Origin of the sequence: Staphylococcus xylosus, from assembly GCF_002732165.1 — a bacterium.
Taxonomy (GTDB): Bacteria; Bacillota; Bacilli; order Staphylococcales; family Staphylococcaceae; genus Staphylococcus; species Staphylococcus xylosus.
The window spans coordinates 266,754-279,736 of record NZ_MRZO01000003.1; the positions used below are offsets into that span (position 1 = coordinate 266,754).

Consider the following 12,983-nt stretch of genomic DNA (forward strand, 5'->3'; position numbering starts at 1 on the left):
TATGAATATTTAAAATAGCATAATTGAAGTGATATGATTTGATGTTACTCAAATATATTATTTTTGGTATTTATATAAATGTTGTGGTAAACATACGTTTTTATGAATGTTAAAAGAGGTATTTTTGTTTTAATCGTGTAATTATACTATTATAATTTGTTGGTGGCAAAATCTTTTAATATCAGTGTTTAGAGCGTGATATTAGGCTGTTATATATATAAGGTAACAAAAAATTTACGATTTATTGTTTAATTTGATGATTATTTTTGTATAATATATGCATGTAACAAAATTATAAGGGGAGGAGTTTGTTTCATGTTTACATTGGGGGCATCATTATCGAGCCAAGTAGATCCAAATTGGCAAACATATATTATGCTGAGTGCTTATTTTATTATTTTATTAGGCATAGGATACTATGGATTTAAACAATCTACGAGCAACGTAAGCGAATATATGTTAGGTGGAAGAAATATTGGTCCATATGTGACCGCATTGTCTGCGGGGGCATCTGACATGAGTGGTTGGATGATTATGGGATTACCAGGAGAAGTGTATTCAACTGGATTATCTGCAGCATGGTTAGCCATAGGTTTAACAATTGGCGCATACATAAACTATGTAGTTGTAGCACCTCGTCTTCGTGTTTATACGGAAAAGGCAGGAGATGCAATTACATTACCAGATTTCTTTAAAAATAGAGTAGATGATAAATCTAACCTGATTAAAATAATTGCAGGTGGAATTATTGTTGTATTCTTTACGCTTTACACTCACTCCGGAATGGTTTCAGGTGGAGTTTTGTTTGAAAGTGCCTTTGGATTGAATTATCACTTTGGTATGTTATTAGTGGCAATTATAGTTATTGTATATACATTCTTCGGAGGTTACTTAGCGGTATCATTAACAGATTTTTTCCAAGGGGTTGTTATGATAATTGCTATGGTAATGGTTCCGATAGTGGCTATGATGCAATTAAGTGGTCTTGATACCATATCACAAGCAGCAGAATTAAAACCAACAAATTTAGATTTATTTAAAGGAACAACATTTATAGGTATTATTTCTTTCTTTGCTTGGGGGTTAGGTTATTTTGGCCAACCACATATAATTGTTCGTTTTATGTCAATCAAATCTATCAAGCAATTACCGACAGCTAGACGTTTTGGTATAGGTTGGATGGCGATTAGCTTGCTTGGTGCAGTGGGTGTTGGACTGGTAGGTATCACATTTGTAAATAGTGGTGGACTAGAGTTAAAAGATCCAGAAACGTTATTCATTTTAATGGGACAAATATTGTTCCATCCACTTGTTGGCGGATTTTTACTTGCTGCAATTTTAGCTGCTATTATGAGTACAATTTCTTCACAATTGTTAGTGACATCAAGTTCATTAACAGAAGACTTTTATAAGTTATTTCGTGGTGAAGAAGCCGCTAAAGAACATCAAAAAGAATTTGTATTGGTTGGGCGTTTATCAGTTATAATAGTTGCAATAATATCTATATGGATTGCATGGTCGCCTAATGATACGATATTAAATCTTGTAGGTAACGCTTGGGCAGGTTTTGGTGCAGCATTTGGACCGTTAGTGCTCTTTTCGTTATATTGGAAAGGTTTAAGCCGTACTGGTGCTATTAGCGGTATGTTGTCAGGTGCAATAGTGGTTATACTATGGATTGCATTTGTTAAGCCATTAGGAGAAACAAACGATTTCTTTAATTTATATGAAATCGTACCAGGTTTTTTAGCAAGTCTGATTGTTACATTCATAGTCAGTAAATTGACTAAAAAACCACAGATCGATGTAGCTACTGATTTAGCTGATGTGCGTCGAATTTTAAAAAATAAAGATGAACAGAGTGAATCATAATTTAAAAAGGGGTTTAAATTATGACTAATACTCACATGTTCAGTGTAATGTAATAAGGGAGAAATTTTATATAGAACGTGAAATGCTAACTTCTAAGGGGGAAGTTAGCATTTTTTATGTCAAATATTGATGACGTTATGGAATTAAAGACATGAGTATGAAAAACGCTCTAGTCACAATGATTTTTATTGCTGCGACAAGAGCGTGAAAGTTTCATTACATTTAAGTGAGTTAAATTAGCCAGTTAATTTATTACGCTAAGTTGACTCATTCTTATTGGACGCGGTCTTTTTTGAAAAGTTTATAAACGACATAAATCGCCGCTAAAATAATAATGACATACATAATATAGGAATAGGTATGCAAACCATTCATTAATACATCCCAACTACCACTTAATAATTTACCTAAATAAATTAAAGCGAAGTTCCAAATGGTTGTACCAATTAATGAAAGAATTGTAAAAACTACAACATTCATACGATTGATTCCTGCAGGGATAGTAATGAGTACACGTAAGACTGGTATGAAACGACATATGAACACTGCAATGGCACCATATTTCTTAAACCAATCGTTTGCACGTTCAACATCTTTGCCTTTTAGTTTAATCCATTTCCCATATTTATCAACAAAGCGATATAAACGTGTTTCAGAAACAAGTCTACTTATATAGTAGAGCACAAGTAAACCTATCAACGATGCAATTGTTGAAATTGTAAAAAGTATAGGTATAGATAATCCTGATTTGACAGACATTAAACCAGCAAAGGTTAAGATAATTTCAGAAGGTATGAAGGGTAATATATTTTCAAATAATATTAATATTGCAATGGCAGCATAGCCCCATGTGCTAATAAAGTCGGTAAGTATTTGTTCCATAATTCTATGAATGGCTCCTTTAAAATCAAACTTTGTTAATTTTTTCTACATATTTAAGTATAATCTAAAATACTAAATTGTCCATGGAACATATGTAGGGCTCAAGTATGATATTATGATTGATTTTATTTAGTAAGGGAGAAAGTGAAAAAGTTCTTGTAAGCGATTTCATGTTGTGGTAATATCATTAAAAACAATAGGTCATATGATGACTGGATACTTAAGGGAGAAAGTTGGAGAGAAATGAAAGAAAAAAGAACAAATATTAGATGGTACTTTGCAATAGCATTTTTTATTATCGGAGTAATTGCTTATATGGACCGTTCTAATATATCTATAATTGCAGGGCCTATGATGGAAGACTTAAACTTAAATAAAACACAATTCGGTTTATTAGCATCATTCTTCTCATTAGGCTATGCATTGATGCAAGTGCCTTCTGGATTTTTGGCAGAAAAATTTGGATCAAAAAAATTATTAACTATTGCACTTGTTTGGTGGAGCGCTTTTACGATTTTAACAGGTGTCGTAAAAAATCATGGTATGCTATACGCCGTGCGTTTCTTATTCGGTATTGGGGAAGCACCAATGTATCCTTCTAATGCTGTTTTTAATACAAACTGGTTTGCCAAAGGAGAGAAAGGGCGTGCGTCTAGTGCGTTGCTTGCGGGGTCATACTTTGGTCCTGTAATTGCTCCAGTAGTTACGATAGCAATTGTAAATATGTTTGGTTGGCAAGCGGTATTTTATATATTTGGTGCGGTAGGTTTTGTTATCGCTATATTATGGATAGTAATTGCTAAAGATTTACCAGAACAACACAAGATGGTAAATGAAGCAGAGAAAAATTATATTATTGAAAATAGAGATGTTATCAAGACAGAAAAATCAAACGCACCATGGAATATCTTTTTCACGCGTTTTAGCTTTTATGCGATAGCAGCACAATACTTTGTAGTACAGTTTGTAGTTTCATTATTTTTAATCTGGTTGCCTACATATCTTACGGAACAGTATAAAGTGAAACTTACTGATCCAGATATGGCTTGGGCAGCAGGCGCGCCTTGGATAGCGATGTTCTTACTTATACTTTGTGGAGGTGCCATTTCAGATAAACTGTTACAAAGTGGTAAATCACGTTTTATTGCCCGGGCATCAATCGCGATTATTGGTTTCTTAGTATTCTGTATCTCACTATTTATGTCTTTACAAACTGACAATCTAGTAGTTAATGTATTTTGGTTATCATTATGTTTAGGTGGTATTGGTATAGCAACAGGAATGAGTTGGGCAGCAGCAACGGATTTAGGACGTAATTTCTCTGGTTCAGTATCAGGTTGGATGAATCTTTGGGGGAATATCGGGGCATTGTTAAGTCCTTTATTAGCAGGTATCATGGTTGATATTGTGGGTTGGACAATGACATTAGAATTAGTGATTATTCCAGTAGTATTTGCAATTATTATGTGGTTCTTTGTAAAACCTGATCAACCTTTAATTATAGAAAAAGAAAATTTATAAAGTTTAATCATTTGTGTTTTTCGATTATCCCCTAGTATAATAATTATACTTATGAGGAGGAGAAAAATATGATTACTATTAATGCAATAATGAAAATTGACCCAGCTAAAAGAGAAGAATATTTAGAATTAGTAAAACCATTACTTGAAGGTGCTAGCACTGAGGAAGGTTCATTATTTTATAAACATTTTGAACAAACTGATGAACCTAATACTTTTGCCTTTATCGAACGTTATAAAGATCAAGCAGCTGTTGAAGCACATAATAATACTGATCACTTTAAAGCATTCTTTGCTAAAGTAAGTCAATATTTAGTCGAAAAACCAGACATTAGTATTTCTCAAGACCAAACAACATAAATAATTATTTGAAAATGTATTGAACTAATAAGAGAGTGGGATAGAGATCAAAGTTGAATTTTGATTTCTATCCCACTTTTTATCTTGGAAAAAATAAGCAATATACTGTTTTAATCATATTAATAAGCGTATAATTTTATGTTGCGGGTAATATAATAATGATTTTGATAGAGAAAAGTAGTTTTAGGAGTGTAAAAATAATGTTATATCAACATGGGACTTTAGGAACGTTAATGGCTGGTTTATTAGAAGGTACTGCAACAATTAATGAAATTTTAGAGCATGGTGATTTAGGTATAGGTACACTCACAGGCTCTGATGGCGAAGTGATTATTTTAGATAATCAGGCATTTCACGCAAATGAATATGGAGAATTCAAGGAGTTACATGGTGATGAGTTAACACCTTTTGCAACGGTCACACCATTCAAACCAGACCATCAATTTGATGTTCGTAATATAACTGATTCTGAAACATTATTGAATAAAGTACAACAAAAGGCTTTAAGCGACAATATTTTTATCGCTGTAAAAATAACAGGTAAATTTGAAATGGTACATGTGCGTATGATGCCAAAACAAGAGAAACCATATACGAGACTTATTGAATCTGCTAAGCGTCAACCGGAATTCACGCATGAACAAATAGATGGTACGATTGTTGGCTTTTATGCCCCAGAACTATTTCATGGCATAGCTGCTAGTGGCTTCCACTTACACTTTGTAGATGATCATAAATCAGTTGGAGGGCACGTGTTAGATTTTGAAATGAATCACGGCATAGTTGAATTGAGTAATATAGAGACACTAGAACAACATTTCCCAGTAAATAATCAAATATTCTTAGAAGCGGATATTGATTATTCAAATGTGGAAGAAGACATTAAAGAAGCCGAGTAGTAATAGTAAGAATTCATTTTTTAGTTCAATAAATTGAAAAATGTTTATACGAATCTCATCTAGAAGAATTTAGAAAAAGTGTTAAAATAGATGAGTAATGTATTTAATTAAACTAAATAATTTAAGAACAAATTCACTGAATCATATGGCTTTCTAATAAGCAAGCGTATTAAAATAGTAAGTAATGTTAGTCGTTGTTATTTAAGTTGGACGTAGCAAATCGATTATCTGACAAATAGGACGATATGTTTCAATACAAGACTTTTAACTATTTAATCGGCCTTATGAGGGCGGGAATAGAAAATCATATCTTTGATTTCTGTCCCGCTCTATTTATGTGGCAGAATATTTAATTAAATTATGCATATTATTGTAAAATAAAATAGAAAAGGAGATGTCTGACCATATTGGCTAATTATATAAAATCTTTATTACGATTTGATTCAATGAAAATCGATGTAACAAAAGGAATTAGGCAATGTATCCTAATGTTAGTTCCTTTACTTATTGGTTATGCCACTGGCTATTTTTCTATAGGATTACTAATTTCAACTGGTACATTGGCACATATCTATGTTTTTGGAGGTCCGGCTAAATCTAAATTACGCATGGTGCTCTTTTCAGCAATAGGTTTGTCTTTAGCTATGGTTCTAGGGACACTAACTGTTAACCAACCGATCATATTTGGTGTATTGCTTTTAGTTGTTTCGGTAATACCATACTACATCTTTAGCTCTCTCAATATCCCTGGCCCGTCTTCCACTTTTTTTATCGTTGCATTTAGTTTGCCAATCAACTTACCTGTAGCGCCAGAAGAAGCTTTAATAAGAGGTGGTGCAATGTTTGTTGGAGGACTGTTAGCAACTGTTATTGTGATAATAGTAATATTGTTATCCAAAGAATCTACAGAATCAAAAGCTATTAAAAGTGATTATAATATTATCAAACAATTGATTTATAATTTTGATGATGCAAAGGCATTTGCTAAAGCGTCACAATTTGCAGTAACGGCATTTAGAAATTCAGATATTCAACTAATTACATCGAGTACAGCGAAATCTAAAGAATCAGCAGAGTTTCAACGTCTGTTATTGCTACATAATACGGCACAAGGGATTCATTCAGAATTATTAGAACTAAATGAAAAGGATGCTCGTCCTTTGCCAGAAGAAATAAAAGAGATGGCAGATTATGTAATTAAACGTGTGTATTCACGTGGTAATACAATGCGTCAGTGGACACGAAAAGTAGAAGTTGATGCTGTATACCAAAATTTAGTTGATAGTATTATTAAAGTAGATGCGATTATGAATGCTGACAGTGAACGTGTGGAACATGAAATAGATATTCGAGTGCCAATTTACGGACAACGCATGATGCAAAATTTAACTTTAGATTCATTTGTATTTAGAAATACGATACGTTATATAGTCATCATGGCAATTACTATTTTTATTGCGCTCATGTTCGATTTTGAAAAAGCTTATTGGATTCCTTTAAGTGCACATACTGTATTGTTAGGATCAACTGCATTGCACAGTTTTGAACGTGCAGGTGCTAGGGGCATTGGTACTATTATCGGTGTGTTATTCTTATCCCTAATATTGTTAGCAACGCCACCAATTCCAGTAGCAATTATATTATTAGCTGTTGCAGCAGGTATAACTGAAATGTTTGTGGGTGCCAACTATTCGTTTGCAGTGATATTTATTACAATACAAGTTATTTTATTAAATGGACTTGCCTCTAACCATTTGACTATTCTAATAGCCTTGCCAAGAGTAATAGATGTTATAGTAGGTATTCTCATTGCTGTCATTTGTTTGCTGTTTATTGGCAGAAAGACGGCTTCGTCTATGTTGCCAGATACTTTGGCAGCAGTTGCTAGAGATGAGGCTCTCATTTTCCATTATCTATTCTCAAGTAATAAATATGCCTCAAGAGAACAAGATAAACATGAAATGCTAAAACTTAGCGTGAAATTAAATAATATGACACAAGTTTATAACAGTGCTAACGGTGAAATATTTAGTAATAAAATGGTAATACAATACTATTATCCAAGTATTTATGCTTTAGAAGAAATCAGTTTCATGCTGACAAGGGCGTTAAGTAATGAACAGCGTTATCATATAGATGATGATACGATGGGAGATTATTTATTGATTTTTGAAAACATTGCTAAACACTTTGAAAGAGGTAACCATATTCAATTAAAAACATTACCAGATCTACCTCAGTATGCACATATAAAAACGTCATTGCTGAGTATTCAAACTAACTGTATGAATGTTAGACAAGAAGCGACATTATAATTAAATGAATAAAATAAAGCCACCCTTAGCTAGTTTTTGTTAGCGTAAAAGGTGGCTTTTTTGTTAAGTGTATATTGGTTCTTACTTTCAATATAATAAGATGGAACAGACTGCGGTTTGTCTAGGGTTAGACTATCGGGAAGTGTTAAAAGCTAATTGTTATTGTCATATTGATTAGCTTTCGCTTCACTTTCTTGTTTTTTCGCTTTGATTGCATCTTGAGCCTCTTCTTCTCTTTCGGCACGTTCGTTTTCATCTTCGTTCATTTTTTTGTACCGTTGTTTTTGTCGATAACCATACGTACTTTCTAATATCTGTGCTTCATTGTTTAAACCAGCACCAATCGCCCCAGCAACGGTAGAAATAGAAGTCGCAAACCATGCGAGATTAATATATGTAATGAAGTTAGCAGAGCCATTTAACTGCAATGTTTGTCCTAAATAGCCTGGAGGTAACACTACTAGTGAAGCTAATAAAAAAAGAAAAAATAAAATTAAGTAATAAAAAACGACAGATACAGTTAAAGTCAAAGTAGTTGTTAGATTATATAAAATTGTTATTTGTTTATTGTTACTTTCTTTTGATGATTCCCATAAATTATGGGCAACAATAATCCATACCATCATACCTATAATGGCAACTAGCATAATTAATAGCATGCGCCAAGCAGAGTAGACAAAACTTAAATTCCACATTGTAGTAAAAACGATACCAAAAGCACCTGTGGTGAAGGCAATCGCAACTACGTTACTAAGACTTTTTAACATATTAAATGGATTATTTGCAAAAGTCATACCGCTAACTAAACGAAATGAACCTTTCGTATTTGAAGAAACATAATATAATGTATGTTGAGAATTAGTATCTTCAAAGTATTCAGTTTTGGTAACTAAGTTTGAAAAAGGAAACTGAGCATTTAATTGTTGTTCACTTTCATCTTCATCTTGTTTTTGTTTTGTAGTTGGTTCATTATATTCATCGATAGCTTCAATGATACCTAATATAGAACGCTGGAGCCGTTTTTTTATAGGACGCCAACCGTAAGAAGGTATAGAGATTAAACTTGCGCCATTGCTACTATTGATATCAAACGCGACAGCATTTCCATTTCTGATAATTGGTAAATCGGTTAGTCCAATTGTATATTGCCATTCGTTGTTATTTTGGTAATCAGAAATCTTACGAAATATTTTTTGAACAGTTTCAGCAGAACCTGTAAGAGGGTCAATAATTGTTTCAATTTGCCATTCACTGTTCTCAGAAAAATATGAAGCAAGCAGGTCTGGCAGCTCTTTTTTTAGTTGGTAGGAAATTTTTTCAGTTACCCCAGGAGCTGCAACTAAGCCGATTTTCACGATATTACTACACATTACTTACCGCTCCTCTCTATGTGTTTGTTTCTGCCCTACATAAGAGTGATGGTCTTCGTGTTTAACATAAGTATCTTCATCTTCTTGTTCTAACTGTTTATTTCTATAATATTGTCTGAAGGAATATGTTACACGTTTAATTTTATCTGCATTCTCTACTGTTGAACCCATAGCTCCTGCCAAGATACCAAGAGAAGTTATAAACCAAATTAAATTAATATAGTTAATTAAAGTAGGTTCTTTACTATTAAGTGTTGTCCAGTTGGAAAATAATTCTGGTGGGACAAATAGTAAAGTACTGACTGTTAGTAATAGAAATAAACTTAAAAAGTTAAAGAGTGTGATGGTAGTTAAAGTGGTCACAGTTGTGAAATTATAAATATATCTATATAATTTTTGAGTTTTAGGGCTTTGTTGTTCCCACAAATTATAAGAGTATATTAGCCAACCCACCATCCCGAATATAGATAGCAGCATAAGTAAGATAAACCGCCAATAATTATAATCTAAACTTAAATCCCAAGGGGTAGAGAAAATAGAGATATAAGTTCCAGTAGCAAAAGAAACTGAAATTATTTTTTTAAAGTCGAAAATTGCGGACCATGGCTCATTGGCATAGGTCATTCCTGCTATTAAATGAAGCCATCCTAAAGTAGTGGACTTTACGATGATGCGTTGATGATTTTGATCTTGTGTTTCTTCATTAGGAATAACAGTGTTGAATTGAGTTAATTTAAAGTGTCGCTTATTTAGAGGCTGTTTATCAGAACCACTATTGCGTAATAGTTGAACGATATAAGTAATAAAATATTTTAACTTCTTTTTAAGTTTTATTGCACCTAAGACAGGCAATGAAATGAGTGCAATATTATTATCGTAATTTATATCACAGATAACAGTTTTACGATTAGAAAAGTTTGGTAAATCAGTAATACAAATGGCATAATCCCATTCTTTTTGCTTTTTCATGTTTGCTGCTATATCCATTGCTTTATCCATATGTTCAGCAGTACCAACTACAGAAGCAACGTGCTTATCAAACCGCCAATCTTCATAATTTGTCTGCTCTTGTAATGCTCTCGGTAATTCTCTCGGTAATTCATCGTATATTTTATTTATGATTTTATGTGGCATATCAGGTGAAGGGATTAAACCAACTGTGATATTCGCCATAAGACTCCCTCCAATCATTATAGGGTTTATTAACTTAATACATGTACTACATTTCCCTTTATGACAATGTTTAATCATGATTAGCTTTATAATCTATGAGATGGATTGAGCGCAATGAACCGTTTACACTAATTTATTAGTGGTAAACAATAAGCAAGAATAAATAGATTGGAAGTGGTATTCATGCCTTGGACAATGGAAGATTATCCACAAAGTTGGAAAAATTTTGATGAATTAGAACGTAAAAAAGCAATTGATATAGGTAACGCCATGTTAAAAGATGGCTATGAGGAAGAAAATGTTATTCCTATCGCAACTAAACAAGCTGAATCATGGTATAGAGATGCCTCAGATAGTGAATTACAAGAATTAAAAAATAAAAAAATTACAAAGCATAAACGAGATGACTCAGCCAATCCGAAATTAAATAAAAAAGACGTTCATGTATATTATGAAGATGATGAATGGAAAGTTAAATCAGACGGTGCAAAACAAGCCTCAGATACTTTTCTTAAAAAAGCAGATGCCATGAAACGAGCGCGTAATATTGCTGATAATAGAGAAACAGAAATAATAGAGCATAAAAAGAATGAATAACTACAATGACTAATTGACTATAGATAACATTATACAACTGTTGAAATAGTAAAACAGTTTTTGACATAACTAGAAATTAAGGACTATATAGTCCTTATTTCTAGTTATACATGTCGGGGCGGGACAATAAAATCTTTTATCAAAAATTCATTTCTGTCTTGCTCCTTTTTTATGTATAATTTTATGAATATTAACTGACTAAATTACATAGCGTTTGACAATCAATACATATTCAATATGGAAATAATTGTAGAGATGTATGTCTTTATATTTAAATTGTAAATTAGAATTAGCTATAATGCTCTATAAGAAGTTATTAATTGGAGGTACGAAATATGTACATAGAACATAAACCTTCGTTAAATGTAGACGACTTGAAGGAAGAATTTAAAGAAAGTATAGATCATATTAATGAGTCGGAAGAGGCTCTAGAAATGGTTGTTGGTTTTGTTGCCTTGGAACAACTTTATTCTTCAGCATTAAAAGAAATAAGTACAAAATTAGATATATTAGATGATCAATTTCAGCAGTTGTATAAACACAATCCAATACATCATATGGAACGTCGTGTTAAAGAGATGAGAAGTTTGATAAGTAAATTAGCACGTAAAGGTTGTGACATAAGTACAGAATCTGCTAAAGAGAATATATTAGATTTAGCTGGTATTCGTGTTGTTTGTAATTATTTGGATGATATTTATGTGATTGAAGATTTATTGCTTAAACAGGAAGATGTTACTTTGATAAAGCGTAAAGATTATATTGAACATCCGAAAGAAAATGGATATCGTAGTTTGCATATTGTAGTAACTATACCCGTTTATTTAGCACATTCTATGGAACTTGTACCAGTAGAAATTCAAATAAGAACAATAGGGATGGATATGTGGGCTAGTCTAGAACATAAAATTCGTTATAAAAATAGTGAAAATACAGAAAAGTATAGAGCTATATTGAAACAGTGTGCAACAGATATTACTTCTGTAGAAGGCAAATTACAAGATGTTTATTCTGAAGTATTTAAAAATTAAATAAATTGCTTGCTAATTACGTAACGTCATCATATATATTTTTGATTGAGGAGGTATAAAAATATGACTCAATATCAAACTGGTGAATTAGCAAAGCAATGTGGTGTCTCAATAAGAACAATCCAATACTATGATAAGAAGGGGCTGTTAACTTCAACTAAAACTGAAGATAATGGAAGACGAGTATTTGACACGCAAAGTAAGCAAGACTTAGAAATTATTTTAATTCTTAAGCGGTTTGGATTTAGTTTGAAAGATATTAAAAAAATTATAGCAGAAGAGAATAGATTAAAGACGATACGATCCATGATTGAACAAAGAGCGCTAAACATAGAACATGAAATTCAAAAAAATAAAATGCTTTTATCAGAAATGAAGCAATTTAAAAGTTATATTGGCAAAGATTCTGAGGCTCCGTTAAATAAATTGTTAGAAACCAGTCAATATGTAGCAAATAAAGGCATCATGAGCTCATTAACTAGGTCAATCATATATCGAGTACTACCAGTGGTGATTGTACAATATACGGCCTTATTAACAAGTAGTATTATGAAAAAGTGGTGGCCGAATTTTGTTGCATTACCGTTTTTAATTATTTTTGCTGTCTATTTTACAAATTTTATCTATAAGCGATTGATGTATGTTTGTCCAAATTGTCAGGAAGTTTTTAGACCAAATATAAAGTCTTGGTTCTTTGCATCACATACACCGAAGACTAGAAAGTTACAATGCCCTAATTGTTATGAGACTAGTCATTGTATGGCAATAGCACAGAGAATTGAAGATTCAAATGAATTAATGAAAGTGTAATTATACTAAATACGAAAAAGGATACACACTTGCATTAGCGTCACTAAATAAAATTTTCACCGACATGTTAGGTCTGAAAAACCTGGTGTGTCGGTTTTTTATGATGAAAAAATATTAATCAACAATTGCAAGCGCTTGCAATATTGATAGTTGT

General features: G+C 32.3%; 11 protein-coding genes. 8 read left to right on the top strand and 3 right to left on the bottom strand.

The genetic code is table 11. The annotated features are described in order from the left end of the window. Window positions 1-315 precede the first annotated feature (315 nt). Window positions 316-1,872, top strand: coding sequence for a sodium/proline symporter PutP (gene putP / locus BTM19_RS06330; RefSeq protein WP_029378259.1), 1,557 nt, complete (start codon window positions 316-318; stop codon window positions 1,870-1,872). Between the two features lie 273 nt (window positions 1,873-2,145). Here the strand turns inward: putP and uptA are convergent, their stop codons facing one another. Beyond that, window positions 2,146-2,754 carry an undecaprenyl phosphate transporter UptA gene (gene uptA, locus BTM19_RS06335; RefSeq protein WP_038679133.1) on the bottom strand — a complete coding sequence of 203 codons (609 nt, stop codon included), beginning with the start codon at window positions 2,752-2,754 and terminating at the stop codon, window positions 2,146-2,148. A 243-nt stretch (window positions 2,755-2,997) separates the two neighbouring features. Between uptA and BTM19_RS06340 the strand changes: the two genes are divergently transcribed. From BTM19_RS06340 to BTM19_RS06355, 4 genes are all read left to right on the top strand, one after another. Continuing rightward, complete coding sequence (locus tag BTM19_RS06340; RefSeq protein ID WP_029378261.1) at window positions 2,998-4,275, top strand: MFS transporter; 1,278 nt, start codon at window positions 2,998-3,000, stop codon at window positions 4,273-4,275. Between the two features lie 68 nt (window positions 4,276-4,343). After that, complete coding sequence (locus BTM19_RS06345) at window positions 4,344-4,634, top strand: putative quinol monooxygenase (RefSeq protein WP_029378262.1); 291 nt, start codon at window positions 4,344-4,346, stop codon at window positions 4,632-4,634. A 200-nt stretch (window positions 4,635-4,834) separates the two neighbouring features. After that, on the top strand, window positions 4,835-5,533 hold the full coding sequence (budA, locus tag BTM19_RS06350) for an acetolactate decarboxylase (protein WP_038679130.1): 699 nt from the start codon (window positions 4,835-4,837) through the stop codon (window positions 5,531-5,533). Between the two features lie 407 nt (window positions 5,534-5,940). After that, complete coding sequence (locus BTM19_RS06355; RefSeq protein WP_029378264.1) at window positions 5,941-7,848, top strand: FUSC family protein; 1,908 nt, start codon at window positions 5,941-5,943, stop codon at window positions 7,846-7,848. 152 nt (window positions 7,849-8,000) lie between these two features. On the opposite strand, the gene BTM19_RS06360 is transcribed toward BTM19_RS06355, so the two are convergent. Together BTM19_RS06360 and BTM19_RS06365 are read right to left on the bottom strand one after the other, a co-directional pair. After that, complete coding sequence (locus tag BTM19_RS06360; RefSeq protein WP_029378265.1) at window positions 8,001-9,218, bottom strand: hypothetical protein; 1,218 nt, start codon at window positions 9,216-9,218, stop codon at window positions 8,001-8,003. A 3-nt stretch (window positions 9,219-9,221) separates the two neighbouring features. Beyond that, entirely contained in the window at window positions 9,222-10,391 is a 1,170-nt protein-coding gene (locus BTM19_RS06365; RefSeq protein ID WP_099265792.1) for a hypothetical protein, read from the bottom strand. A gap of 183 nt (window positions 10,392-10,574) precedes the next feature. Between BTM19_RS06365 and BTM19_RS06370 the strand changes: the two genes are divergently transcribed. The 3 genes from BTM19_RS06370 (at window position 10,575) to BTM19_RS06380 (ending at window position 12,829) form a co-directional block, all read left to right on the top strand. Then, a complete protein-coding gene (locus BTM19_RS06370; protein WP_029378267.1) occupies window positions 10,575-10,988 on the top strand; it encodes a DUF2188 domain-containing protein in 414 nt (137 codons plus the stop codon). A 335-nt stretch (window positions 10,989-11,323) separates the two neighbouring features. Beyond that, complete coding sequence (locus BTM19_RS06375) at window positions 11,324-12,019, top strand: GTP pyrophosphokinase (protein ID WP_029378268.1); 696 nt, start codon at window positions 11,324-11,326, stop codon at window positions 12,017-12,019. A gap of 63 nt (window positions 12,020-12,082) precedes the next feature. Next, window positions 12,083-12,829 (top strand): MerR family transcriptional regulator, encoded by a 747-nt coding sequence (locus BTM19_RS06380; RefSeq protein WP_029378269.1) that lies wholly within the window; start codon window positions 12,083-12,085, stop codon window positions 12,827-12,829. The last annotated feature ends 154 nt before the right edge of the window (window positions 12,830-12,983 follow it).

Coding starts and splice junctions, on each gene's coding strand:
- putP (WP_029378259.1), top strand. CDS start 316: ATGTTTACATTGGGGGCATCATTATCGAGCCAAGTAGATCCAAATTGG.
- BTM19_RS06380 (WP_029378269.1), top strand. CDS start 12,083: ATGACTCAATATCAAACTGGTGAATTAGCAAAGCAATGTGGTGTCTCA.
- budA (WP_038679130.1), top strand. CDS start 4,835: ATGTTATATCAACATGGGACTTTAGGAACGTTAATGGCTGGTTTATTA.
- uptA (WP_038679133.1), bottom strand. CDS start 2,754: ATGGAACAAATACTTACCGACTTTATTAGCACATGGGGCTATGCTGCC.
- BTM19_RS06345 (WP_029378262.1), top strand. CDS start 4,344: ATGATTACTATTAATGCAATAATGAAAATTGACCCAGCTAAAAGAGAA.
- BTM19_RS06365 (WP_099265792.1), bottom strand. CDS start 10,391: ATGGCGAATATCACAGTTGGTTTAATCCCTTCACCTGATATGCCACAT.
- BTM19_RS06360 (WP_029378265.1), bottom strand. CDS start 9,218: ATGTGTAGTAATATCGTGAAAATCGGCTTAGTTGCAGCTCCTGGGGTA.
- BTM19_RS06375 (WP_029378268.1), top strand. CDS start 11,324: ATGTACATAGAACATAAACCTTCGTTAAATGTAGACGACTTGAAGGAA.
- BTM19_RS06370 (WP_029378267.1), top strand. CDS start 10,575: ATGCCTTGGACAATGGAAGATTATCCACAAAGTTGGAAAAATTTTGAT.
- BTM19_RS06340 (WP_029378261.1), top strand. CDS start 2,998: ATGAAAGAAAAAAGAACAAATATTAGATGGTACTTTGCAATAGCATTT.